A 25,266-nucleotide genomic window follows, 5' to 3' on the forward strand; every position below is an offset into this window, starting at 1 on the left:
GGGGCTCAGCGCCCGGCCTCGCGCGCCGGGAACTCGTCCTCCTCGATCTCCAGGGCGGCCGGGTCCACGCAGCGCGTGCGCAGGCCGGACCGGCCCACCATGTAGGCGGCCACCGGCGACGTCATGAGCTGGAAGATCGCCACCAGCAGCAGCATCGTCGCGGAGCCCCGGTCCTGCAGCCGCAGGGCGACGCCGGCCAGCAGGAGCAGCAGGCCCAGCACCTGGGGCTTGGCCACGACGTGCATCCGCGAGAGCAGGTTGTCGAACCGCACCACGCCGACGCCGGCGGAGAACGAGAAGAACGCGCCGAGCAGCAGGCAGACGGCGGCGGCGACGTCGGTCACGAGGGTCATGACTCCTCCTCCCGGCCGCTCACGTCCGCGGGATCCGGGCCTGGCTCGACCCCGGAACCGCCCGAACCGGCGTTGGGACCGGCGAACCCGACGGACCCGGGAGCGGACGGACCGGCGCCGCCGGCGGCGCCCGCGCCCGGCCGCGGCCCGGACCGCTGCGCCGCCGTGCCGTTCTTGGGCGGCTCGACGGCGGCGAACCGCGCGATCGTCACCGACCCGATGAACCCCACCAGCGAGAGCACCACGAGGATCGGCACGGACTCGGTGCGGCGCGAGATCGCGGCCTCGACCGCGATGGCGCCCACGAGGGCCGTGGTGAGCACGTCGAACGCCACCGTCCGGTCCAGCATGGTGGGACCGCGTTCGATCCGGACCACCGCGAGCAGCGCGCCCACGGCGAGCAGGGTGGTCGCGACCACTCCGACTGCGAGCATCATCGGCGTTCCTCCATGTCCAGGGAGTAGGGAGCGAGCCCCACACGGGCCAGCTCGGCGCTCGGCGCGAACGCGCGCAGCAACCGGGCCTCCAGGTCCAGCGTGGCGTCCCGGACGGCCTCGGGGCCGCCCGACGCCGCGATGTCCAGCACGTGCAGCCGCAGGGTCCGGGTCGGCCGGTCGAGGTCGATCACGAGCGTCCCGGGCACCAGCGAGGACAGGCCGGCCGTCGTGGCGATGAACAGGTCCGAGTCGGTGCGCAGCGGCACCGAGACCAGCGCGCCGTGCGGCGTCGGCCCACCGCGGGCCGCGCGGCCTGGCACCACCGCGGTCCACGCCACCTGGAACGACGCGAGCACGAGGTCGCCGACGAACCGGCCGAGCAGGTGCAGCAGCGGGCCGATCCGGACGGTCGTGGCCGTGCCGATGGGCGGCAGCGGGAACGCCAGCGCCACGAGGGCGCCGAGCACAGCACCCGAGATGATGTTCGCCCACGACAGGTCGCCCCACAGGAGCACCCAGATCAGGGCGCCGACCACCATGGTGGGCCAGAGCGTCACGAGCCGGCGCGCACGTCGGCGCCGCGGTCCCTGGGCGGGGTCGGGCTGCTTCACGGCTCCACCTCCTCGGTGTGGTCGGTGGTCTTGTTCGACTCGCCTGTACCGCGCGGCGCGCCGTCGGGGAACACGGCCTCGATATAGGTGCGCCCGTCCATCACGGACTCGGCCGCCCGGTCCGCGTAGGCGTACAGCGGGCCGGCCACCACGGTGAGCCCGACGCTCACGGCGACCAGGGCCGCCGTGGGGCCGACCATGCCCCAGGGCAGGGGCGTCGGCTCGGGCAGCTTCTCCGGGCACGGCTGCCAGAACGCCTTGTTCCAGGCCCGCACCACGGCGTAGAGCGTGAGCAGCGAGGTGACCACCGAGCCGACCACCAGCACCCAGGCCAGCCCGGAGCCGTCCACCACACCGGCCTCCAGCAGCCCCACCTTGCCCAGGAACCCGGACAACGGCGGGATACCCGCGAGGTTCATCGCGGGCACGAAGAACAGGACGGCCAGGCCGGGCGCCATCGTCGCCAGGCCGCCCAGGCGGTCCAGCGACGTGGTGCCGGTGCGACGTTCGATGAGCCCCACCACCAGGAACAACGCGGTCTGCACCGTGATGTGGTGCACCACGTAGAAGATGGCCGCGGCGGTGCTCGCCTGGGTGGCGAGCGCGACGCCGAAGATCATGTATCCGATGTGGCTCACCAGCGTGAACGACAGCAGACGTTTCACGTCGTCCTGTGCGACCGCGCCCAGGATGCCGACGATCATGGTGGCCAGCGCCAGCACGAGGAGTACCGCCTCCAGCGCCTCGTTCCGCGGGAACAGCAGCGTCTGGGTGCGCAGGATCGCGTACACGCCCACCTTGGTGAGCAGGCCCGCGAACACGGCGGTGACCGGGGCCGGCGCCGTCGGGTAGGAGTCCGGGAGCCACGCGGACAGCGGGAAGATGGCCGCCTTGATCCCGAACGCGAGCAGCAGCAGCCCCTGGATGCCGAGCCGCACGCCCGGGTCGATGTCGGGCAGGCGCTCGGCGAGCTGCGCCATGTTCACCGTGCCCGTGGCCGCGTAGACCAGGCCGACGGCGACGAGGAACACGATCGAGCTGAGCAGTGCGACCACCACGTAGACGCTGCCCGCGCGGATCCGCTCCACGGTGCCACCCAGCGTGAGCAGCACGTACGACGCGGCGAGCAGGATCTCGAAGCCGACGTACAGGTTGAACAGGTCGCCGGCCAGGAACGCGTCCGCCACGCCCGCGGCGAGGATCAGGAACGTCGGGTGGAAGATGGCGACGGGGAGCACGTCACGGCGGGTGTCCTCGTCGGCGTCCGCGTCCTGCCCCCGGATGGCCTCCTGCAGGATCTTCGTGTCGTTGGTGGCGGGCGCCGTGCGGTCATTGCCGTCGGCGATGCCCTGCGCCATCGAGTAGAGCAGCACGCAGAGCAGCACCACGCTGCTGACCAGCAGCATCAGAGCGGCCAGCGGGTCGGCCACGAGGTTGACCCCGACCGGGGCCGCCCAGCCGCCGACGTCGATGACGACAGGCCCGTCCTGGGCGGCGACCACGAGGCCCGCGGCAGCGGCCACCACCACGGACAGCGCGACCACGGAGATGATCCGCTGCGCCCGCTCGTACCGGTGCAGCGCCAGGGCCAGGCCCGCGGCGAACAGCGGCACCAGCACGGGCAGGGGGACGAGGGTCTCCAGGCTCCACGGGGTCATGCGTCCTCCCCTTTGCGGGTGGTGCCGGACGGCGTCTCGCGGTCCGGCAGCGCGACCTCGTCCCGCACGGCTACGGCCTCCTCGTCGAGCGTGGACCCGGACTCCTCGGCGTCGCTGTCGGCGTACGACGGCGCGTCCGCGTCGGCGAGCCGGGCGATGCGGGTGTCCTCCAGGTCGTCCTGCACCTCGTCGTGCCCGTGCAGCTGCCAGGACCGGTAGGCCATGGCCAGCACGAACGCGACCAGCGCGAGCGTGATGACGATCGAGGTCAGCACCATCGCCTGGGCCAGCGGGTCGCTCATCGGCTCCGCGGTGGCGCCGGTGATGGGCGGGGCGCCCGCGCGGCCGCCGGCCACGAGGATCGCGAGGTTGGCCCCGTTGCCCAGCAGCACGAAGCCGAGGAGCACGCGGGTCAGGGACCGCTCCAGCAGCAGGTAGACCCCGGCGGCGAACAGCACGCCGACCGTCAGGAGGAGGGCGCCCGAGGGCACGGTGTCGAGCACGATCATGCGCGGTCACCCCCGGTGCGGACCTCGACCCGCCGGCGCTCGCCGATCGACCAGGCGAAGGGTTCCGCCTGCCGGTCCAGCTCCGCGCCGAAGCTCCGCAGGATGTCGATGACCAGGCCGATGACCACGAGGAACACTCCGATGTCGAAGAAGAGGCTGGTGACGAGGTGGACCTCGCCCAGCACCGGAATGTGCAGGTCGAGGATGGTGCTCTCCAGCACCTCCTGACCGGCGAGCAGCGCCACGAGCCCCACGCCCGCCGACAGGAACAGGCCGGTGCCGAGCACGAGGCCGGGGTGCACCGGCGCGGCCTCGCCCAGCTCGAACCGGCCGCCGGCCAGGTACCTGACGGTGAGGGCCAGACCGGTCACGAGGCCCGCCGCGAACCCGCCGCCAGGCGCGTTGTGCCCGCTGAAGAGCAGGAACAGGGCGAACAGGATCATGGGGTGGAAGATCACGCGGGTCAGCACCTCGAACAGCATGGAGCGCTGCCCGGGGTCGAGGGTCGGCCCGGCCAGCAGCCACTTGCCGCGCCGGGCCGGCTGGTTCCCGGCGCGCTCGCCGGAGGCTACGGCCCGGGCGTTCGCCGCCCGGTCCAGCCGCAGGACGTCGCCGCTGCGCTGCCGCAGGAAGACGAGCGACGCGACGCCGGTGGCGGCCACCAGGAGCACCGAGATCTCGCCGACGGTGTCCCAGGCGCGGATGTCGACGAGCGTGACGTTGACGATGTTGCGCCCGCCGCCGAAGGTCTCGGCCTCGACCGGGAAGTCCACCGACACCGGGGTGTGCACGCGGACCAGTGGAGCGGCGGCCACGAACGTCATGACGACCAGCCCGGTCACGACGCCGATCGCCAGGCGCACCCAGCGGCTCGCCGCGAGCGGCCGGTCCGAGAAGTACGGGGGCAGACGGCGCAGCACCAGCACCATGACCACCAGGGTCAGCGTCTCGCACAGCACCTGGGTCAGGGCCAGGTCCGGGGCGCCGTGCAGCAGGAACAGGGCCGCGTTGCCGTAGCCGGCCACGCCCGCCAGGATCACGGCCTTGAGCCGCCGCCGGGCCCGCGCCGTCAGGATCGCGGCCAGCACGACCACGGCGGCGATGACCAGCTGGGCGGGTTGGTCCCAGGGCACCAGCGCGAACGGGCCGAGGTGCAGCACGCCGTCGCGTCCCACGGCGTCGGCCGCGACGGGCAGGCCGCCGGGCTCGCCGACCAGGCCGAGCGCGAGCGCGAGCCCGGGCCCCACGGCGAGCGTCACGAGGATGACACCCAGGTAGAAGGGCAGGGAACCGCGCTGCGTGCCGGCCGTGACGTCGCTGGCGAGGCGGTCGAGCTTGCGCATGAACCGTCGGTAGAGCACGTCGGCGCCGTCGGGGGACCACAGCGAGTCCTGGAACCGCTCGATCCGTGCGCGCTGCCAGAACGCGAGGCCGCCGGCCAGGAACACGGCGACGGTGATCGCGAGGGCGGGCGTGAACCCCTCCCAGAGCGCGAGGTGGCCGGGCTCGCCCGCAGGATAGGTGTTCGCGTACGGGCCCAGCAGCTCCTGGCCGACCTGGGGCACGAGGGCCACGACCAGGCCGAGGACGCCCAGGACCAGCGGCGGCGCGACCATCCAGAACGGCTGCGGGTGCACGGTGCCGGGCGCGGCCTCCTGCTCCGGGAGCTCGGCCGTGGCCGGCAGGCGGGGCTTGAACGCGCCCCAGAGGAAGCGCAGCCCGTACGCGACGGTGAGGGCCGAGCCCACGGCGACGACGACGGTCATCACGCGTCCCAGCACGTCGCCGTCGTGCTCCCAGGCCACCAGCGCCGCCTCCTTGGCGACGTAGCCGGCGAACGGCGGCAGGCCGATCATCGACGCCGTCGCCAGCGTCGCGGCCAGGGCCGTGACCGGCAGCCGGCGTGCGACGCCGGCGAGCTTGCGCAGGTCACGGGTTCCGGTCGCGGCGTCGACCACGCCGACCACGAGGAACAGCGACGCCTTGAACATGGCGTGCGCGCCGAGCAGCGCCAGGCCGGCGAGCGCGGTGGCCCGCGTGCCGTAGCCGAGCAGCAGCGTGAGGAGCCCGAGCTGGGAGACCGTGCCGAACGCGAGGACCAGCTTGAGGTCGTGCTGCTTCAGCGCCCGGTACCCGCCGAGCAGCAGCGTGGTGCCGCCGAGCACGAGCACGACGACGCGCCACGCCGTCAGGTCCGAGAACGCGGGCGCGAACCGGGCCACCAGGTAGATGCCGGCCTTCACCATGGCGGCCGCGTGCAGGTAGGCGGACACGGGCGTGGGCGCGGCCATCGCGGCGGGCAGCCAGAAGTGCGTGGGTACCAGGGCGGACTTGGTGGCCGCCCCGGCCAGCAGGCAGACCACGGCGACGGTCACCGCGGGCCCGGCCGGCGGGTCGGCGATGACGGCCGACATGCTCCAGGTGCCGGCGGTGACCCCGAGCACGACCACGCCGACCAGCATCGCGAGGCCGCCCGCGGTGGTCACCACGAGCGCCTGCATGGCCGCCCGGCGCGACGACGTGCGGTCGGCGTAGTGCCCGATCAGGAGGTAGGAGAACACGGTGGTGAGCTCCCAGAACACGAACAGCAGGAGCATGTCGTCGGCGGTCACGAGGCCGGCCATCGACCCGGCGAAGGCCACGAGGAACCCGCCGAACCGGCCCAGGCCGCGCGCGTCGCGGGCGAAGTAGGCGCTGCAGTACAGCAGCACGAGGGCGCCGACCGCCCCGACCACCAGCAGCATCAGCCAGGACAGCGAGTCGAGCCGCAGGTCGACGGCGAGACCGAGCGCCGGGATCCACTCCACGCGTTCCGTGGGCGTGCGGCCGGCGAAGACCGCAGACGTCTGGGACAGGGCATACGCGGCGGCCCCGGCGGGACCGAGAGCCAGCACCCAGAAGGCGCGTCGTCCGAGGCGGGCGAAGAGTGCGGGCGCGGCAAGGGCCAGGACGCCGTGGGCGAGGAGTACCGGAAGCACGTCCGTTCCGTCCTGTCAGGGCTCGTGGACAGGACGTCGTGCCAGGGGTGCCGGGTGCGGGACCCGGGTCGAGCACTGGACGGCATGCCGCGCGAGCGCGGGCGGGTGGGCGATGTGACCACCCTATCCGGTGTCGGTCTCCGGTTCGTCAGGGAGAGACCAAGGCTGCCTCAGGAACCGCATGCTTCCCGTGATCGTTACCCCGAGAGCGAACCGTGCCGGTCCGCCGTCCGCTTCGGGCCACCCGCTCAGGTTTACGGCCTACGATGGGCGACGGCGAAAACTCGACGACGACCTGGGAGAACCCGCGTGTCCATCCTCGACAAGGTCCTTCGCATCGGCGAAGGACGTGTCCTGAAGAAGCTGCACAACGTGGCTGAGCAGGTCAATCGCTTGGAGCCCAGCTTCGTCGAGCTCAGCGACACCGAGCTCCGGGAGGAGACGGCCCGGTTCCGGGAGCGTCTCGAGCACGGTGCCACGCTGGACGAGCTGATGCCGGAGGCGTTCGCGGCGATCCGCGAGGCCGCCCGCCGCACGCTCGGCCAGCGGCACTTCGACGTGCAGATCATGGGTGGTGCGGCGCTGCACCTCGGCAACATCGCCGAGATGCGCACCGGTGAGGGCAAGACGCTGGTGGCCACGACCGCCGCGTACCTCAACGCCCTGTCGGGTGACGGCGTGCACGTCATCACCACCAACGACTACCTGGCCAAGTACCAGGGCGAGCTGATGGGCCGCGTCTTCAGGTTCATGGGCCTGACCACCGGCGTCATCCTGTCGGGCCAGACGCCGGCGCAGCGTCGCGAGATGTACGCCGCCGACATCACCTACGGGACGAACAACGAGTTCGGCTTCGACTACCTGCGCGACAACATGGCCTGGTCCACGGACGACCTGGTGCAGCGCGGGCACAACTTCGCCATCGTCGACGAGGTGGACTCCATCCTCATCGACGAGGCCCGTACGCCGCTGATCATCTCCGGCCCCGCGGCCGGCGACGCGAACCGCTGGTACACGGAGTTCGCGAAGGTCGTGCTCCGCCTGGTCCCGACGGTGGACTACGAGGTGGACGAGAAGAAGCGCACGGTCGGCGTGCTGGAGCCGGGCATCGCGAAGATCGAGGACTACCTCGGCATCGACAACCTGTACGAGTCGCTGAACACGCCGCTGATCGGCTTCCTGAACAACGCCATCAAGGCCAAGGAGCTGTTCAAGCGGGACAAGGACTACGTCGTGCTGAACGGCGAGGTCATGATCGTCGACGAGCACACCGGCCGTATCCTCGCCGGCCGTCGCTACAACGAGGGCATGCACCAGGCCATCGAGGCCAAGGAGGGCGTGGAGATCAAGGCGGAGAACCAGACGCTCGCCACGATCACCCTCCAGAACTACTTCCGCCTGTACGACAAGCTCTCGGGCATGACCGGTACGGCCGAGACCGAGGCCGCCGAGTTCCAGGGCACCTACAAGCTCGGCGTGGTCCCGATCCCGACGAACAACCCGCCGCAGCGCCTGGACCAGCCCGACCTCGTCTACAAGAACGAGGACGGCAAGTTCAACGCCGTGGTGGCGGACATCGTGGAGCGGCACGCCTACGGCCAGCCGGTCCTGGTGGGTACCACCAGCGTCGAGAAGTCCGAGCTGCTGAGCGCCAAGCTGAAGAAGGCCGGCGTGCCGCACAACGTGCTCAACGCCAAGGAGCACGAGCGTGAGGCCTCCGTCGTGGCGATGGCGGGCCGCAAGGGCGCCGTCACGGTCGCCACGAACATGGCCGGCCGTGGTACCGACATCATGCTCGGCGGCAACGCCGAGCACCTCGCCGTGAGCGAGCTCGCCGAGCGCGGCCTCGACCCCGTCGAGACGCCGGAGGAGTACGAGGCAGCCTGGCCCGAGGCGCTGGAGAAGGCCAAGGCCCGCGTCGCCGCCGAGCACGACGAGGTGAAGGCCGCCGGCGGCCTGTACGTGCTGGGCACCGAGCGGCACGAGTCCCGCCGCATCGACAACCAGCTCCGCGGCCGTTCCGGCCGTCAGGGCGACCCGGGGGAGTCCCGGTTCTACCTGTCGATGCAGGACGACCTGATGCGGCTGTTCAACTCCGGCCTCGCCGAGTCGATGATGAACCGCGCCGGCTTCCCGGACGACATGCCGCTCGAGTCCAAGATGGTCACGCGCGGCATCATGTCCGCGCAGGGCCAGGTCGAGGCGCGCAACTTCGAGATCCGCAAGAACGTCCTCAAGTACGACGACGTCCTGTCCCGCCAGCGCACCGTCATCTACGCCGAGCGCCTGCGCGTGCTCGAGGGCGAGGACATGCGCGAGCAGGTGCAGCACTTCCTCACGGACACGATCACGGAGTACGTCACCAACGCGACCGCCGAGGGCAGCCCGGAGCAGTGGGACCTGGACGCCCTGTGGACGGCGCTGAAGGCCGTCTACCCGGTGTCGCTGACGCCGGAGGAGATCGCCGACGAGGCGGGCGGCATGGACCGCGTCACCAGCGACATGCTGCTGGAGGAGATCCTGTCCGACGCGCGCGTGGCCTACCAGGCCCGCGAGGACGAGCTCTCGCCGCCGGCCATGCGGCAGCTCGAGCGCCGCGTGGTGCTCTCCGTGCTGGACCGCAAGTGGCGCGAGCACCTCTACGAGATGGACTACCTCAAGGAGGGCATCGGGCTGCGCGCCATGGCGCAGCGCGACCCGCTGGTCGAGTACCAGCGCGAGGGCTTCCAGCTCTTCCAGGCGATGACCGACGCCATCAAGGAGGAGTCGGTCGGGTTCCTGTTCAACCTCGAGGTCACGGTCCAGCAGCCCGACGCCGAGCAGGCCACGGACGGCGGTTCCGAGCTGCCCGCGGCCGCGCCGGTGCCGCCTCGCGGACGCCTGGGCACGGGCCAGCCGGACGCCCCGCCGACCACCCAGATCCCGGTGGTCGCTCCCGCCGCCCCGCAGCAGGGGCAGCAGCCGCCCCCGCCGCGCCAGCGCCGGGCCGCCGGCGCGGCCACGGAGCCGATCCTGCTCGCCAAGGGCCTGGACGCGCCGAACCGGCAGCAGCCGCTGACCTACTCGGCCCCCAGCGAGGACGGCTCGGGCTCGGCGTTCATGCAGTCGTCGGACGGTGCCCGCCGCCGGGCGTCGCTGCACGGCGAGGCCACGGCCGCCACGAGCGACGGCCGGACGTTCCCCGGCACGCCGCGCAACGCGCAGTGCCCGTGCGGCTCGGGCAAGAAGTACAAGGTCTGCCACGGGGTCAACGAGGCCTGAGGCCGGCCGGCGGGGCCCGCCCTGCCGAGTGAGGACGCCTGTCCGGAACCACCCTCGACCGAGGGGTGGGTTCCCGGCAGGCGTTCTCCTTTCGGCGAACACCTGCCGTGAGACACAGCGCCCGCATGCCGGACGCTCCGGTTACCCTGGTCGCATCGTCCCGGCCCGTGCGGAACCGCACCGGGAGCGGACGCCCCCCGATGACGAAAGCAGGATCGCTGTGCCTGTCCCCGAGCCCGCCCGCGGGCTGCGTGTCGCACTGCTGGGCTGTGGCGTCGTGGGCACCGAGGTGGCCCGGATGCTGCTGGAGCAGGGCACCGATCTCGCCGCCCGCGCGGGCGCGCCGCTCGAGCTCGCCGGCATCGCGGTCCGCGACGCGAGCCGCCCCCGCGACGCGGCCATACCGCGTGAGCTGCTCACGGAGGACGCGGAGTCCCTCGTGGACGGCGCGGACATCGTCGTCGAGGTGATGGGCGGCACCGAGCCGGCCCGCACCCTGCTGCTGCGCGCCATCGAGGGCGGGGCCGCCGTCGTCACCGCCAACAAGGCGCTGCTCGCGGCCGACGGCCCCACGCTCTACAAGGCGGCCGACTCCGCCGGCGTCGACATCTACTACGAGGCCGCCGTCGCGGGCGCCATCCCGATCGTGCGTCCCGTGCGCGAGTCCCTGGCGGGCGACCACGTGCGCCGCGTCCTGGGCATCGTGAACGGCACGACCAACTACGTGCTCGACCAGATGGCCACCAGCGGCCTCGACCTCGACGCGGCGGTCAGGCAGGCGCAGGAGCTCGGCTACGCCGAGGCGGACCCCACGGCCGACGTCGAGGGCTACGACGCCGCGGCCAAGGCCGCGATCCTGGCCAGCCTCGCCTTCCACACCCGCGTCTCGGCCGACGACGTCGCGCGCGAGGGCATCACCGGGGTCACCTCGGACGACGTCGCGTGGGCCGCCCGGACCGGGCACGCGGTCAAGCTGCTGGCCATCGCCGAGCAGACCGGCGAGGGCGTCGCCGTGCGCGTGCACCCGGCGCTCGTGCCGCTGGAGCACCCGCTGGCGGGCGTGAAGGGCGCGTTCAATGCGATCTTCGTCGAGGCCGACGCCGCGGGCCCGCTCATGTTCTACGGTCAGGGCGCCGGCGGCCGGCCCACGGCGTCCGCGGTGCTGGGCGACGTCGTCTCGGCGGCGCGCCACCGCGTGCTCGGCGGCAAGGGCCCGCAGGAGTCCACGTACGCGGCACGCCCGCTGCTCCCGGCGGACGCCGCGGTGACGCGCTACCAGGTCCGTCTGCTGGTGGCCGACCTGCCCGGCGTGCTCGCGCAGGTCGCAGGCGTCGTGGGCGACCACGGCGTCTCGATCGACACCGTGCGCCAGACGGGACCCTCCGAGGGCACCGCCGAGCTGCTCCTGACCACCCACGCCGCCCGTGAGGCGTCGCTGGCCGCCACCATCGCGGCCGTGCGCACGCTCGAACCGGTCCGCGAGATCACGTCCGTCCTGAGAGTCGAAGGCTGAACCGTGCCTGTGCTGCCCGCTGAACCGAACGTCCCGTCCGCCGGCTCCGGCGTCCCGCCCACCTCGCGCCTGTGGCGTGGTGTGATCACCGAGTACGCGGACCGTCTGCCCGCCCACCTCCAGCAGAAGATCGTGACGCTGGGCGAGGGTGGCACGCCGCTGGTGCCTGCCCCCGCGCTGTCCGAGCGCACGGGTGCCGACGTCTACGTCAAGGTCGAGGGCATGAACCCGACCGGCTCGTTCAAGGACCGCGGCATGACGGCAGCGATCTCCGCGGCAGCCGGCCGCGGCGCACGGGCCGTGGTGTGCGCGTCGACGGGCAACACGTCGGCGTCGGCCGCCGCCTACGCGACGCGCGCCGGCATGCTCTGCGCGGTGCTGGTGCCCGACGGCAAGATCGCCATGGGCAAGCTGAGCCAGGCGGTGGCGCACGGCGCCCGCCTGCTGCAGGTCGACGGCAATTTCGACGACTGCCTCGTGGCGGCCCGCAAGCTCGCCGACACGCACCCCGTCGAGCTCGTGAACTCGGTCAACCCCGACCGCATCGAGGGTCAGAAGACCGCCGCGTTCGAGATCGTGGACGCGCTGGGTGACGCCCCGGACATCCACCTGCTGCCCGTGGGCAACGCCGGGAACATCACGGCGTACTGGAAGGGCTTCACCGAGTACGCCGAGTCCGGCGTCGCGAGCCGCACGCCGGCCATGTGGGGCTTCCAGGCCGCCGGCGCCGCGCCGATCGTCAAGGGCCACCCCGTCGACGACCCGGACACGATCGCCACCGCCATCCGCATCGGTAACCCCGCCTCGTGGGAGCTCGCCGAGCAGGCCAGGGACACCTCGGGCGGCGTCATCGAGGCCGTGACGGACGAGCAGATCCTCGCCGCGCACCGCATCCTGTCGGCCGAGGTCGGCGTGTTCGTCGAGCCGGCCTCCGCGGCGGGCGTCGCGGGTCTGCTGGCGCGCCACGAGCGCGGCCTGGTGCCCGCGGGGGCGCGCATCACGATCACGGTGACCGGCCACGGGCTCAAGGACCCGGGCTGGGCGCTGCGCACGCCGGACGGCGGCGAGGTGGAGCCCGTGCGGGTCTCCGCCGACGTCGTCTCGATCGCCGACGCGCTCTCACTCTGATGCAGCTCGGCGCCGACCACGTGCGGGTCCGGGTGCCCGCGACCAGCGCCAACCTCGGGCCGGGCTTCGACTCGCTCGGTCTCGCGCTGGCCCTGTACGACGAGGTCGAGGTGCGCCTGGTGGCGAGCTCCGACGTGGTCGTGGAGGTCGAGGGCGAGGGTGCCGGGGAGGTCCCCCTCGGGGAGGACCACCTGGTGGTGCGTGCGCTGCGGCGCACGATGGACCTGGCCGGCGCCGTGCCGACCGGCATCCACATGACGTGCCACAACGTGATCCCGCACGGCCGGGGGCTCGGCTCGTCGTCGGCCGCCGTCGTGGCCGGGATCGTCGCGGCCCGTGCGCTGCTGGCCGACCCGCGCGCGATCGACGCGGCCACGGTGCTGGGGCTGGCCACCGAGTTCGAGGGGCACCCGGACAACGCGGCGCCCGCGATCCAGGGCGGCGCCACGGTCGCGTGGACCACCGACGCCGGGCCGCGTGCCGTCGGGCTCGACATCGACCCGGCCATCGAGGCCACGGTGCTGGTGCCCGACGTGCGGCTCGCGACGGCGCGGGCACGGGCGGCCCTGCCGGCACAGGTCTCCCACGGCGACGCCGCGTTCACGGCGGGCCGGGCGGCACTCCTGGTGGAGGCCCTGGCCCGGCGTCCGGAGCTGCTGTTCGACGCCACCGAGGACCGGCTGCACCAGCAGTACCGCGCCGACGTCCTGGGCGCCTCGAGCGAGCTGCTCCGGGCGCTGCGGGACGAGGGTGTCCCGGCCACCGTCTCGGGTGCCGGGCCGACCGTCCTGGTGCTCGCCGGGCCGGGCCACCGAGCCGCGCGGGACGCCGTCCTGGCGGACCTCGTGGACGAGACCGCGGGCTGGCGCAGGCTGAGCCCGGGGATCGATCTGACAGGCGCGCGGGCTAGGAGGATCACCGGTAACACGGGTGCGCTATCGTCCGGTCCGTCAGGGGCAGACAGAAGTCATGCCGGACCAGGATCACCAGCAGTACGGGGTGGTAGTATGCAGTGAACCTTCGGGATCGCACGTCCTGAGCCATGGTGGCGGGAACACGGATTCAACATCGGTTCCTCACCGCCTACCCAGCTGCAGTCAAAGCCGCTCAGCCGTGCCCGTAGCAGGCCGTGATCTACGGCCCACCGCATCTCGCGAGAAGGCAGACAACGCCCCCGTCAGCCCCTTCGTCGTACCACTGATGCGAGGTTTTCCGCGTTCTGGCCACATTCAGCCGGGCGCCCACTATCCCGCGGCCCGCGTTCAGGCGATCAGCCGCAGTTCGAGGGGGAAGGGTCCTTCGTGACAGACACCACCGATAACGCTCAGTCAGCCACCGGCCGTGCGGCCGGTACGGGCGCGCTGAGCAGCATGCGCCTCGCCGAGCTCCAGGCACTCGCCGGAGACCTGGGCGTGAAGGGCACCTCCAGGATGCGCAAGAGCGACCTCGTGGACTCGATCCGCGAGAAGACGGGCGGCGGCGCGACGAAGCGCCCTGCCCGTGCCGCTTCCGTCCCGGAGCAGCCCGTCACCGACAAGCCTGTCCGTAGCGAGGCACCGGTCGCCGCCGCCGAGGTCGCCACCTCGAGCGTGCGCGCCGACGCCAGCGCGGAAGCCGACAAGGCCGCACGTCTCGCCCAGCTCGCCGACGCCGTCGCGGCGCCGCGCGAGCAGAACGGACGTCGCTCCGGCCGTGGCCAGGGTGCCGCCGACGGCACCGCCGAGAAGTCCGCCGACGACAAGGGCCGCAACGGCCAGGCCGGCAGCGCCCGGAACACCCGGGGCGGCAACGAGCGCACTGCCGACCGCGCCGGCACCCGGACGACGGAGCGGAGCCCCGAGCGCAGCACCGAGCGTGCCGCGGACCGGAACGCCGACCGAGCTGCCGCCACCACCGACCTCGACGACGAGCGCGGCTCGCGCCGCCGCCGGGGTCGCGACCGGGGCCGCGACCGCAAGCGGGGCCGCGGTCGCCAGGGACCGGACGTCGCTGGTCTCGACAACGTCGAGGTGCGCGAGGACGACGTGCTGCTGCCCGTCGCCGGAATCCTTGACATCCTCGACAACTACGCGTTCGTGCGGACCTCGGGCTACCTGCCGGGCAACAACGACGTCTACGTGTCGCTGAACCAGGTCAAGAAGGCCGGGCTGCGCCGCGGTGACGCCGTCGTCGGCGCCGTCCGCCAGCCGCGCGAGGGCGAGGAGCCGCCGCAGCAGCCGACCGGGCGCAACGCCAAGGTCAACAAGTTCAACGCGCTGGTGCGCCTGGACTCGGTGAACGGCATGACGCCGGAGGAGGCGCGCGAGCGGCCCGAGTTCACCAAGCTGACGCCGCTGTACCCGCAGGAGCGGCTGCGCCTGGAGAACCCCGAGGCGACCAAGCTGACGCCGCGCGTCATCGACATCGTCGCCCCGATCGGCAAGGGCCAGCGCGGCCTGATCGTCGCGCCGCCCAAGGCCGGCAAGACGCTGATGATGCAGCAGATCGCCAACGCGATCTCGCTGAACAACCCTGAGGTCCACCTCATGGTCGTGCTGGTGGACGAGCGTCCGGAGGAGGTCACCGACTTCGAGCGCTCCGTCAAGGGCGAGGTCATCTCCTCGACCTTCGACCGCCACGCCTCGGACCACACGCTGGTCGCCGAGCTGGCCATCGAGCGGGCCAAGCGCCTCGTGGAGCTGGGCCAGGACGTCGTGGTGCTGCTCGACGGCATCACCCGCCTGTCGCGCGCGTACAACCTGGCCGCCCCGGCGTCGGGCCGCATCCTGTCCGGTGGTGTGGACGCCGCCGCGCTCTACCCGCCCAAGAAGTTCTTCGGCGCCGCCCGCAACATCGAGGACGGCGGCTCGCTGACCATCCTCGCGACGGCCCTGGTCGAGACCGGCTCGAAGATGGACGAGGTGATCTTCGAGGAGTTCAAGGGCACCGGCAACATGGAGCTGCGCCTGTCGCGGTCCCTGGCCGAGAAGCGCATCTTCCCCGCGATCGACGTCAACGGCTCGAGCACCCGGCGCGAGGAGATCCTCATGTCGAAGGACGAGCTCGCCATCGTCTACAAGCTGCGCCGTGTGATGGGCGCGCTCGACCAGACGCAGGCCGCCGAGCTGCTGCTCGGTCAGCTCAAGAAGACCAAGACCAACGTCGAGTTCCTGCTGCACGTGCAGAAGACGACGCCGGGCGGTCTGACGGAGAACGAGAACGTCGGCGAGACCGTCTGAGCAGGCTCAGGCGGCGCCAAGCACCGTCTGAGCTACGTCACACCCCACTGCCTCGCCCAACCCGGCGAGGTAGTGGCACAATGATTGGCTGGCTGGCTGGTTCACGTCCCGCGGTTCTGCAGGGCGACCCAGTGGCATCTCACCAAGGAGCAACATGAGGGCTGGAATCCACCCCGAGTACGTCGTCACGCAGGTCACCTGCACCTGTGGCAACACCTTCACGACGCGTAGCACCGAGACGTCCGGCAAGATCTCGGCCGACGTCTGCAGCGCCTGCCACCCGTTCTACACGGGCAAGCAGAAGATCATGGACACCGGTGGCCGCGTGGCCCGGTTCCAGGCGCGCTACGGCAAGAAGGACGCCGACAAGTAGCGACTCCGCAGCGCCGGTGGTCCGGTCCGACAACCTCTCCAGGGGCAGTCGGGCGCCGGACCACCGGCGCTGTTGCTTTGCCCCCACCCCTTTCCCGTTGAGTGCTGGCTATTTGTTGCCGCAGTGTCGCTCAGAGCGCAGATAGCCAGCACTCAACGGGGCAGCAGCTGTAGCGAGGAGAGATCGTGACCGAAGCGTTCGCCGCCGTCGGACCGCTGCTCAGCGAGCACGCCGAGATCGAGACGGCGCTGGCGGACCCCGCCGTGCACGCCGATCCCGGTCGGGCCCGCACGCTGGGCCGCCGCTACGCGGAGCTCAACCAGGTCGTCGGGGCCTACAAGGCGTGGGAGCAGGCGCACGACGACGCCGAGGCCGCCGCCGAGCTGGCGGCCGAGGACGCCTCGTTCGCCGAGGAGCTGCCCGCGCTGCGGGATGCCGAGGCGAGCGCGGAGGAGAAGCTGCGCCGGGTGCTCGTGCCGCGCGACCCCGACGACGGGCGCGACGTGATCCTCGAGATCAAGGCGGGCGAGGGCGGGGAGGAGTCCGCGCTGTTCGCGGGCGACCTGCTGCGCATGTACCTGCGCTACGCCGAGCAGCGCGGCTGGTCCACACAGCTCCTGGAGGCCACGGCGTCCGACCTGGGCGGCTACAAGGACGTGCAGGTCGCGATCAAGGCCAAGAGCGTGCAGGGTCCCGAGGACGGCGTCTGGCACAGCCTCAAGTACGAGGGCGGCGTGCACCGCGTGCAGCGGGTGCCGGTCACCGAGTCGCAGGGCCGCATCCACACCTCGGCGGCGGGCGTGCTCGTGTTCCCCGAGGTCGACGACCCGGGCGAGCTCGAGATCGACCAGAACGACCTGCGCATCGACGTCTACCGGTCCTCCGGGCCGGGCGGGCAGTCCGTGAACACCACGGACTCCGCGGTGCGCATCACGCACGTGCCCACGGGCATCGTGGTCTCGATGCAGAACGAGAAGTCGCAGCTGCAGAACCGCGAGCAGGCCATGCGCGTGCTGCGGGCGCGCCTGCTCGCCGCCCAGCAGGAGGCGGCCGCCGCCGAGTCCGCCGAGCTGCGCCGCTCGCAGGTGCGCACCGTGGACCGGTCCGAGCGCATCCGCACCTACAACTTCCCGGAGAACCGGATCGCCGACCATCGCACGGGGTACAAGGCGTACAACCTCGACCAGGTGCTGGACGGCGACCTGGGTCCCGTTGTGCGCTCCGCGATCGACGCCGACGAGGCGGCCCGGCTGGCCGAGGCCTCGGGTGTCTGAGCCGCGTCGGATCCCGGCGGACCTGGCGTCTTCGGGTCCGGTCGGGCAGGCTTTTGCCGTGGTCGGAGGAGCGCGGTGAGCGCACAGCTGTTGAGGTGGGCCCAGGAGGAGCTGGCGGACGCCGGGGTCGGGTCGCCGCAGGCCGACGCCGAGGCGCTGCTGGCGCACGCGCTGGGGGTCGACCGGGGTGAGCTGCGGCGGCTCGTCGTGCTCGGACGCCCGGTGCCCGACGACGTCGCGCGGGCCTTCGAGGCGCTGGTCGCCCGCCGGGCCGCGCGCGAGCCCCTGCAGCACCTGACCGGCGTGGCGCCGTTCCGGCACCTGGAGCTGGCCGTGGGCCCGGGGGTGTTCGTGCCGCGGCCCGAGACCGAGGAGGTCGCGCAGGTGGCGATCGACGAGGCCGCCAAGGTGGTCGGCGAACGTGGCGGCGCGGGCGCGGTCGTCGTCGACCTGTGCACCGGGTCCGGCGCCATCGCGCTGGCCGTGGCGACCGAGGTGCCCGGCGCACGCGTGCACGCCGTCGAGCTGGACAAGGACGCCCACGCCTGGGCGGCGCGCAACGTCGACGCGCTGAGTGCTGTCGCGGCCGGGCTGGACCCCGCAGCGGTCCTGGACCCGGCCGCAGACCCGGCCGCGGAGCTCCAGGAGGCGCCCGAGCGCATCGTCAGGCTGGTCAAGGGCGATGCCCGCACCGCGCTGTACGGGATCGACGGGACGGCCGACGTCGTCGTCTCGAACCCGCCGTACGTCCCCTCGGACGCCGTGCCCGTGGACCCGGAGGTGGCCGAGCACGACCCGGCGGTCGCGCTCTACGGCCTGGGCCCGGACGGGCTGGAGGTGCCGCGCGGCATCACGGACGCCGCGGCCAGGCTGCTGCGCCCGGGCGGGCTCTACGTCATGGAGCACGCCGAGGTCCAGGCGGAGGCCGCCCGTGCCATGGTCTCCGCCGCGCGCGACGCCGCGGGGCGGCCCGTGTTCGGCGAGCCCGAGACCCGCAAGGACCTGACCGGCCGGCCCCGCATGGTGGTCGCGCGCCGCGTCGGGCATCAGGAGGGTCCCGAAGCGTGAAAGACTGGTCCGCGTGAGTGTGCCTGTGCAGCCCGTGCTCGACGCCACCGACCCGCAGACCTGGGGCCCCGCGATCGACGAGGCAGTGAACGCGATCTCCCGTGGAGCCCTGGTGGTCATGCCCACCGACACCGTCTACGGCATCGCGGCCGATGCGTTCGACGAGGTCGCGGTGGCCGCCCTGCTCGCGGCCAAGGGCCGCGGCCGGCAGATGCCCCCGCCGGTCCTGGTCGGTGACGTCGCGACCCTCGACGGCCTCGCGACCGACGTGCCCGACGAGGCCCGCCGGCTCGTCGAGGCCTTCTGGCCCGGCGGTTTCACCGTCATCCTGCAGGCGCAGCCGTCGCTGCAGTGGGACCTCGGCGACACGGGCGGCACCGTCGCCCTGCGCATGCCGGACCACGCCGCTGCGCTCGCCCTGCTCAAGCGCACCGGCCCGCTGGCCGTGTCCAGCGCCAACAAGTCGGGCAGCCCGGCCGCGCAGGACGTGGAGAACGCGCGCGACCAGCTCGGCGCGTCCGTCGCGGTCTACCTGGACGGCGGCGAGGCACCCGGCGGCGTCGCGTCCACGATCGTGGACGCGACCGGCCCCGTGCTGCGGATCGTCCGCGAGGGTGCCGTGAGCCTGGCGGAGCTGCGCAAGGTCGCCGACGTCGAAGGCCCTGCTGCGTCGCCCGAGGACGACCCGATCGAGCCCCCCGCCCCTGCCGCGGAGGACGACGAGTGAGGGTGTACCTGCTCCTGATGCTCGTGGCCGCCGCGGTCACGTTCCTGACCACGCCCTTCGCACGGTGGGTGGCCCTGAAGACCTCGGCGATCTCGGCGGTCCGGGCGCGCGACGTGCACCTGGTGCCGACGCCGCGCCTCGGCGGGCTCGCGATGCTGATCGGCATCGTCGTCTCGGTGATGCTGGCCTCGCAGATGCCGTTCCTGTCCGGGGTCTTCGAGGACCGCCAGGCGTGGGGCATCGTCGGTGGCGCGGCGATCGTGTGCGGGCTCGGCTGGGCGGACGACAAGTGGGACCTCGACTGGGTCACCAAGCTCGCGGGCCAGGTGCTGGCCGCCGGGTTCATGGCGCTGCAGGGCGTGCAGCTCATCACGCTGCCGATCGCCGGCACGACCATCACGTCGTCGCGCACCTCGCTGGTCATCACGGTCCTGGCCGTGGTGGTCGCCATGAACGCCGTGAACTTCGTGGACGGCCTCGACGGTCTCGCGGCCGGCATCGTCGCCATCGGCGGCGCCGCCTTCTTCCTGTACACCTACGGGCTCACCCAGCAGGTCTCGGCGGAGGACTACTCCTCGCTGGCGTCGCTGATGATGGCGGTGCTCGTGGGCGTGTGCGTGGGCTTCCTGCCCTACAACTTCCACCCGGCGCGGATCTTCATGGGGGACGCCGGATCCATGCTGATCGGCCTTGTCATGGCCGGCGCGGCCATCACCGTGACCGGCAACGTGCAGCCCGACGTGATGACCGGCTCGCAGGCGCTGCCCGCGTTCATCCCGCTGCTCCTGCCGGTGGCGGTGCTCATGCTGCCGCTGCTCGACATGGGCCTGGCCGTGATCCGCCGGCTGGCCGCGGGCAAGTCGCCCATGGCGCCGGACCGCATGCACCTGCACCACCGGATGCTGGCCCTCGGTCACTCCCACCGCCGCGCGGTCGTGATCCTGTACGTGTGGACCGCCGTGTTCGCCTTCAGCGCCGCGGCGCTCGTGCGGTGGGACTGGGAGATCGTCCTGGTCTGGACCGCCGTGTTCGTGGTGCTCGCGCTGCTGGCCACGCTGGGCCCGCTGCGCCACCGCGGCCGGTTCCTGGACGACGACGTCGCCCTGTCGGGGCAGACCCCCAAGGTGCCCGCCGCCGTCGCCGCCGCGCAGCCCGCCCTCGTGCCGCAGAGCGCCACGGGGAGCGCCACCGAGAGTGTCGCCGCCACGGCGCACGTCAAGACCAAGGAGACCGTCGAATGACCGAGCAGCTGCCCGATGCCCCCAACGCCCCGCGGGGCGCTGCCGAGCAGGCGGTGCTGCGTACGGCCCTCCGTGACTGCCTGATCCTGGTCGGCGGCCTCGCCGTGCTGGGCTCCGTGGTCGGGCTCCTGGTCGCCGGCCTGCCGGGCCTCTGGGGCGCCCTGATCGGCGCGGCGCTGGCCGCGTTCTTCTGCGCCACCACCGTGTGGTCGATGCTCTACACCGTCGGCAAGGGCGCCACCGCGATGGGCGCCGTCGTGATGGGCAGCTGGCTCGCCAAGATGATCGTGCTCGTCGTCGTCCTGGTGGTCATCACGCAGTTCGACTTCTACGACCGGGTCGTCCTGTTCGTCGTGCTGCTGCTCGGGGCCGTGGGGTCCGCGCTGCTCGACTACCGCGCCGTGCGCAACGGCCGCGTGCCCTACGTCGAGACCGACACCACGCCCTGACCGGGCCTCATGAGCGACCCACGACCTGACGCGGGGTTGCGCAATAAGTCACAAGGGGCCGCGTCATGCGGTTCTACGGCCTAAACCCCATGTGACATAGGTTAGGCTTACGACGAATCCATGACGGCCAGGCCCGACGGCGCGCCCGTTCCGCCACACAGCGGGAAACGCGCGCGGGGCCGAATGACCACCTGGGAGTCCTCCTGTCCACGTATGCGACGTCCGTAATCCTCGCCGCCACTGAAGGCCACGAGGGTGAGGGCGGCTTCCACACGCCGTCGATCGCCGACTTCTTCCCGTCGGGCATCCTCTTCGAAGGCACCATCTTCCAGATCGACCGGCTCTGGATCATCCGGATCATCGCCACCATCGTGCTGCTGTCGATCTTCATGATCGCCGCGCGCCGGGCGAAGGTCGTGCCGGGCCGCTTCCAGGCCGGTGTCGAGTACATCCTGGACTTCGTCCGGGTGCAGGTCGGCGAGGAGATCCTGGGCAAGGACAACGCGAAGCGTTTCCTGCCCATGCTCACCACGATCTTCGTGACGATCCTGGCGTTCAACCTCACCGGCATCATCCCGGGCCTGAACCTCGCCGCCACCTCGCGCATCGGTGTGCCGCTGCTGCTCGCGCTGTGGGTGTTCGTCACCTACTGGGCCGTCGGCATCCGCAAGCACGGTCTGGGCGGGTACCTCAAGGCGAACCTGTTCCCCCCGGGCGTGCCGTGGCCGATCTACTTCATCCTGACGCCGATCGAGCTGCTGCAGATCCTGATCATCCGGCCGGGCTCGCTGATGGTCCGACTGGTGGCCAACATGGTCGCCGGCCACATCATGCTGGTGCTCTGCTTCGCCGCCACGCAGTTCTTCCTGATCGACTCGGCGGGCAGCGGCCTGATGGTCTTCGGCGCTCTGACGCTCCCGGCCGGCATCTTCATGACGCTCTTCGAGCTGCTGGTCGCGTTCCTGCAGGCGTACATCTTCGCCCTGCTGGCCGCGGTCTACATCAACATGTCGCTGGAGGAGGAGCACTGACGGTGCTCGCTCCTCCGGGCGGCGCTGCATAGCTTCACCTGGAAAACCCGCGACGGGCGCAGCACGCGCCTTCGCACACCACGCGACGCCGGACCAATACCGGTCCGGCGCCCAACGGAAGGAAGACGCAAGTGGACGTCACCACTCTCGCCGCAGTCTCCGGCAACCTGAACGCCATCGGCTACGGCCTCGCGGCGACCGGCCCGGGCATCGGCCTCGGCATCCTGATCGGCAAGACCATCGAGGGCATGGCCCGCCAGCCCGAGGTCGCCGGCCAGCTCCGCGCCACCATGTTCCTGGGTGTCGCCTTCGTCGAGGTGCTCGCGCTCCTCGGGCTCGTCGCCGGCTTCCTCTTCCAGTGATGGCGGCGCACTCGAGCGCCGCCCTGGTAGCGGCGCAGACGGACGAGCCGCAGGGCATCGAGCTGTTCCTGCCCGCCGGTTACGACCTGCTCTGGTCTGCGGTGGTCCTCGTGATCATCGCCGTCGCGTTCTACAAGTTCATCCTGCCTCAGATGAACAAGGTGCTGGACGAGCGTGCCGCCCTCATCGAGGGCGGCATCGAGAAGGCCGAGGCCGCCCAGAAGGCGGCGGACGACGCCCTCGCCCAGCAGCAGCAGCTCCTGGCCGAGGCCCGTGCCGAGGCGGCACAGGTCCGCGAGGAGGCGCGTGCCGAGGGCACCGCGATCGTCAAGGACCTCCGGGCCAAGGCGAGCGAGGAGGCGGAGCGCATCACCGAGACCGCGCACCGTCAGATCGAGGCCGAGCGGCAGTCCGCCGCGGTGTCGCTGCGCACCGAGGTCGGTTCGCTCGCGACCGAGCTCGCGTCGAAGATCGTGGGCGAGTCCCTCGAGGACTCGGCCCGGCAGTCGCGCGTCGTGGACCGCTTCCTCGACGAGCTCGAGGCGAGCCAGGCCGTGGCAAGCAACAAGGAGGCGTGATGCGGGGATCGAGCGGTGCATCGCTGACTGCGGCGCAGGAGCGCTTCGAGCCGGTGCTGCGCGCCGCGGGTGCGGATGCGCTGACCCTGGGTGAGCAGCTGCTCACCCTGGTGTCGGCGCTCGACGACTCCGCCGCGCTGCGCCGCTCGCTCGCCGACCCCTCCCGCGAGGGCGAGGCCAAGGCGGGCCTGGTGGCCGGCCTGCTGGGCGGTTTCGACGAGCGCGTGGTCGACCTCGTGTCCGGGCTCGCCCGGGCGCGCTGGGCGAGCGACGCCGACCTCACGGACGCCGTCGAGCGCCTCGGCGTGGACGCCGTCCTGGCTTCCGCCGAGGCGCGCGGCACGCTGGAGACGGTCGAGGACGAGCTGTTCCGGCTCAGCCGGTCGCTCGTCGGGCAGCGGGAGGCCAAGCAGGTCCTCTCGGACGCCTCGACGGCTCCGGAGCGCCGGGTGGCGCTCGTGGACGCACTGGTCGGTGGCAAGGTCGACACCGTGACCCAGCGCCTGGCACAGCGCGCGACGTCGTCGCTGCGTGGTCGCCGGTTCGTGCAGACGATCGGCTGGTTCGGCGAGGTCGCGGCGGAGCGCCGCCAGCGCCTGGTCGCCGCCGTGACGAGCGCGACGATGCTCACCCGCGAGCAGGAGGAGCGCCTCGGCGCGATCCTCGAGCGCTCGTACGGGAAGCCCGTGCAGCTGAACGTCACCGTGGACCCGACCGTCGTCGGCGGCCTGCGCATCCAGGTCGGCGCGGACGTCGTCGACTCCACCGTCCTGTCGCGCCTTGCTGACGCCTCGCGTCGTCTGGCCGGCTGAAAACGTGAACAAGAACCTTCCGCCGCGGCTTTCGCGGCCACGACAGGAGAAGATCAATGGCTGAGCTGACGATCCGGCCGGACGAGGTCCGCGCCGCACTGGACAGCTTCGTGAAGGCCTACGAGCCCCAGGAAGCGGTCACCGAGGAGGTGGGCCGCGTCGCGTACGCCGCGGACGGCATCGCCCGCGTCGAGGGCCTCCCGGGCGTGATGGCCAACGAGCTGCTTCGCTTCGAGGACGGCACGCTCGGCCTCGCGCAGAACCTGGACGTCCGCGAGATCGGTGTGGTCGTCCTGGGCGAGTTCACTGGCATCGAGGAGGGCCAGGAGGTCCGCCGTACCGGTGAGGTGCTCTCGGTCCCCGTGGGCGAGGGCTACCTCGGCCGCGTGGTCGACCCGCTGGGTGCTCCCATCGACGGCCTGGGCGAGATCGCCACCGAGGGCACCCGTGCCCTGGAGCTCCAGGCGCCCGGCGTCATGCAGCGCAAGTCGGTGCACGAGCCGCTGCAGACCGGCATCAAGGCGATCGACTCGATGATCCCGATCGGCCGTGGTCAGCGTCAGCTGATCATCGGTGACCGCCAGACCGGCAAGACGGCGATCGCGGTCGACACGATCATCAACCAGAAGGCGAACTGGGAGACCGGCGACCCGAGCAAGCAGGTGCGCTGCATCTACGTCGCCATCGGCCAGAAGGGCTCGACCATCGCCTCCGTGCGTGGCGCCCTGGAGGAGGCCGGCGCGCTGGAGTACACGACGATCGTCGCGGCTCCCGCCTCCGACCCCGCCGGCTTCAAGTACCTGGCCCCGTACACCGGCTCGGCCATCGGCCAGCACTGGATGTACTCGGGCAAGCACGTCCTGATCATCTTCGACGACCTGTCGAAGCAGGCCGAGGCCTACCGCGCCGTGTCGCTGCTGCTGCGCCGCCCGCCGGGCCGCGAGGCCTACCCGGGTGACGTGTTCTACCTGCACTCCCGTCTGCTCGAGCGTTGTGCCAAGCTCTCGGACGACCTGGGCGCGGGCTCGATGACCGGTCTGCCGATCATCGAGACCAAGGCGAACGACGTCTCGGCGTACATCCCGACCAACGTCATCTCCATCACGGACGGCCAGATCTTCCTGCAGTCCGACCTGTTCAACGCCGACCAGCGCCCCGCAGTGGACGTCGGTATCTCCGTCTCCCGAGTCGGTGGTGACGCGCAGATCAAGGCGATGAAGAAGGTCTCCGGCACGCTGAAGCTGGAGCTGGCGCAGTTCCGCTCGCTCGAGGCGTTCGCGATGTTCGCGTCCGACCTCGACGCAGCCTCGCGTGCCCAGCTGCAGCGCGGCGCCGTCCTGACGGAGCTGCTCAAGCAGCCCCAGTACTCGCCGTACGCGGTCGAGGACCAGGTCGCGGCCGTCTGGGCCGGTACCAAGGGCAAGCTGGACGACGTCGCGGTCGAGGACGTCAAGCGGTTCGAGTCCGAGCTGCTGGACCACCTGCGCCGCAAGACGGACGTGCTCTCGACGATCCGCGAGACCGGCAAGCTGGAGTCCGACACGGAGGAGGCCCTCAGCGCCGCCGTGGACGACTTCCGTGCCGGTTTCCAGCGTGCCGACGGCACCGCGCTCGTCGGTGGTGAGGTCGAGGGTGGCCCCGTCGACGTCGAGCAGGCACAGGTCGTCGTCAAGAAGAAGGCCTGA

The 25,266-nt window shown here is 71.9% G+C and carries 22 protein-coding genes; 16 read left to right on the forward strand and 6 right to left on the reverse strand.

Features of this window, described 5'->3' with window-relative positions:
* Nucleotides 1-5: 5 nt before the first annotated feature.
* Genes mnhG through ACH47X_RS23060 form a run of 6 tightly spaced genes read right to left on the reverse strand, consistent with a single transcriptional unit; the run spans nt 6 to nt 6,546 of the window.
* Complete coding sequence (mnhG, locus tag ACH47X_RS23035) at nt 6-353, reverse strand: monovalent cation/H(+) antiporter subunit G (RefSeq protein ID WP_036967325.1); 348 nt, start codon at nt 351-353, stop codon at nt 6-8.
* Nucleotides 350-790: a monovalent cation/H+ antiporter complex subunit F gene (locus ACH47X_RS23040; RefSeq protein ID WP_397407281.1), complete on the reverse strand. Its 441-nt coding sequence runs from the start codon at nt 788-790 to the stop codon at nt 350-352. Before ACH47X_RS23040 ends, mnhG begins: the two co-directional genes overlap by 4 nt.
* Nucleotides 787-1,401, reverse strand: a complete 615-nt coding sequence (locus ACH47X_RS23045; RefSeq protein ID WP_397407284.1) for a Na+/H+ antiporter subunit E — start codon at nt 1,399-1,401, stop codon at nt 787-789. The genes ACH47X_RS23040 and ACH47X_RS23045 overlap by 4 nt, the downstream gene beginning before the upstream one ends.
* A complete protein-coding gene (locus ACH47X_RS23050; protein ID WP_397407286.1) occupies nt 1,398-3,059 on the reverse strand; it encodes a Na+/H+ antiporter subunit D in 1,662 nt (553 codons plus the stop codon). The genes ACH47X_RS23045 and ACH47X_RS23050 overlap by 4 nt, the downstream gene beginning before the upstream one ends.
* Entirely contained in the window at nt 3,056-3,568 is a 513-nt protein-coding gene (locus tag ACH47X_RS23055) for a Na(+)/H(+) antiporter subunit C (RefSeq protein ID WP_397407288.1), read from the reverse strand. Before ACH47X_RS23055 ends, ACH47X_RS23050 begins: the two co-directional genes overlap by 4 nt.
* Nucleotides 3,565-6,546, reverse strand: coding sequence for a Na+/H+ antiporter subunit A (locus ACH47X_RS23060; RefSeq protein WP_397407290.1), 2,982 nt, complete (start codon nt 6,544-6,546; stop codon nt 3,565-3,567). Before ACH47X_RS23060 ends, ACH47X_RS23055 begins: the two co-directional genes overlap by 4 nt.
* 309 nt (nt 6,547-6,855) lie before the next feature.
* Here ACH47X_RS23060 and secA point away from each other — a divergent pair, with 309 nt between their 5' ends.
* The 16 genes from secA to atpA all read left to right on the forward strand — a co-directional run bounded on the left by secA (nt 6,856) and on the right by atpA (nt 25,266).
* Nucleotides 6,856-9,807: a preprotein translocase subunit SecA gene (gene secA, locus ACH47X_RS23065; RefSeq protein WP_397407293.1), complete on the forward strand. Its 2,952-nt coding sequence runs from the start codon at nt 6,856-6,858 to the stop codon at nt 9,805-9,807.
* A gap of 220 nt (nt 9,808-10,027) precedes the next feature.
* On the forward strand, nt 10,028-11,320 hold the full coding sequence (locus ACH47X_RS23070) for a homoserine dehydrogenase (RefSeq protein ID WP_397407295.1): 1,293 nt from the start codon (nt 10,028-10,030) through the stop codon (nt 11,318-11,320).
* Between the two features lie 12 nt (nt 11,321-11,332).
* The gene (thrC, locus tag ACH47X_RS23075) at nt 11,333-12,448 is read left to right on the forward strand and encodes a threonine synthase (protein WP_245605898.1); all 1,116 of its coding nucleotides are present in this window, start codon (nt 11,333-11,335) and stop codon (nt 12,446-12,448) included.
* Nucleotides 12,448-13,464 (forward strand): homoserine kinase, encoded by a 1,017-nt coding sequence (thrB, locus tag ACH47X_RS23080; RefSeq protein WP_397407297.1) that lies wholly within the window; start codon nt 12,448-12,450, stop codon nt 13,462-13,464. The genes thrC and thrB overlap by 1 nt, the downstream gene beginning before the upstream one ends.
* A gap of 354 nt (nt 13,465-13,818) precedes the next feature.
* Nucleotides 13,819-15,666, forward strand: coding sequence for a transcription termination factor Rho (gene rho, locus ACH47X_RS23085; RefSeq protein WP_449582205.1), 1,848 nt, complete (start codon nt 13,819-13,821; stop codon nt 15,664-15,666).
* A gap of 154 nt (nt 15,667-15,820) precedes the next feature.
* A complete protein-coding gene (gene rpmE / locus ACH47X_RS23090) occupies nt 15,821-16,039 on the forward strand; it encodes a 50S ribosomal protein L31 (RefSeq protein ID WP_020017644.1) in 219 nt (72 codons plus the stop codon).
* 185 nt (nt 16,040-16,224) lie between these two features.
* Entirely contained in the window at nt 16,225-17,313 is a 1,089-nt protein-coding gene (prfA, locus tag ACH47X_RS23095; RefSeq protein WP_377220350.1) for a peptide chain release factor 1, read from the forward strand.
* 75 nt (nt 17,314-17,388) lie between these two features.
* Entirely contained in the window at nt 17,389-18,381 is a 993-nt protein-coding gene (locus tag ACH47X_RS23100) for a N5-glutamine methyltransferase family protein (protein WP_397407302.1), read from the forward strand.
* Nucleotides 18,382-18,394: 13 nt separating this feature from the next.
* Nucleotides 18,395-19,108, forward strand: a complete 714-nt coding sequence (locus ACH47X_RS23105) for an L-threonylcarbamoyladenylate synthase (RefSeq protein WP_051109627.1) — start codon at nt 18,395-18,397, stop codon at nt 19,106-19,108.
* Nucleotides 19,105-20,349, forward strand: a complete 1,245-nt coding sequence (locus ACH47X_RS23110) for an MraY family glycosyltransferase (protein ID WP_397407304.1) — start codon at nt 19,105-19,107, stop codon at nt 20,347-20,349. The genes ACH47X_RS23105 and ACH47X_RS23110 overlap by 4 nt, the downstream gene beginning before the upstream one ends.
* Nucleotides 20,346-20,798: a hypothetical protein gene (locus tag ACH47X_RS23115; protein WP_397407306.1), complete on the forward strand. Its 453-nt coding sequence runs from the start codon at nt 20,346-20,348 to the stop codon at nt 20,796-20,798. Before ACH47X_RS23110 ends, ACH47X_RS23115 begins: the two co-directional genes overlap by 4 nt.
* Nucleotides 20,799-21,130: 332 nt before the next feature.
* Nucleotides 21,131-21,829: a F0F1 ATP synthase subunit A gene (gene atpB, locus ACH47X_RS23120; RefSeq protein WP_342665889.1), complete on the forward strand. Its 699-nt coding sequence runs from the start codon at nt 21,131-21,133 to the stop codon at nt 21,827-21,829.
* A gap of 131 nt (nt 21,830-21,960) precedes the next feature.
* Nucleotides 21,961-22,191 (forward strand): ATP synthase F0 subunit C, encoded by a 231-nt coding sequence (locus tag ACH47X_RS23125; protein ID WP_182619121.1) that lies wholly within the window; start codon nt 21,961-21,963, stop codon nt 22,189-22,191.
* Nucleotides 22,191-22,769, forward strand: coding sequence for a F0F1 ATP synthase subunit B (locus ACH47X_RS23130; RefSeq protein WP_397407308.1), 579 nt, complete (start codon nt 22,191-22,193; stop codon nt 22,767-22,769). The genes ACH47X_RS23125 and ACH47X_RS23130 overlap by 1 nt, the downstream gene beginning before the upstream one ends.
* Entirely contained in the window at nt 22,769-23,581 is an 813-nt protein-coding gene (locus ACH47X_RS23135) for a F0F1 ATP synthase subunit delta (protein ID WP_397407310.1), read from the forward strand. The genes ACH47X_RS23130 and ACH47X_RS23135 overlap by 1 nt, the downstream gene beginning before the upstream one ends.
* 56 nt (nt 23,582-23,637) lie before the next feature.
* Nucleotides 23,638-25,266, forward strand: coding sequence for a F0F1 ATP synthase subunit alpha (gene atpA, locus ACH47X_RS23140; RefSeq protein WP_036966018.1), 1,629 nt, complete (start codon nt 23,638-23,640; stop codon nt 25,264-25,266).

Origin of the sequence: Promicromonospora kroppenstedtii, assembly GCF_044389675.1 — a bacterium.
In the GTDB taxonomy this organism is placed as follows: domain Bacteria; phylum Actinomycetota; class Actinomycetes; order Actinomycetales; family Cellulomonadaceae; genus Promicromonospora; species Promicromonospora kroppenstedtii.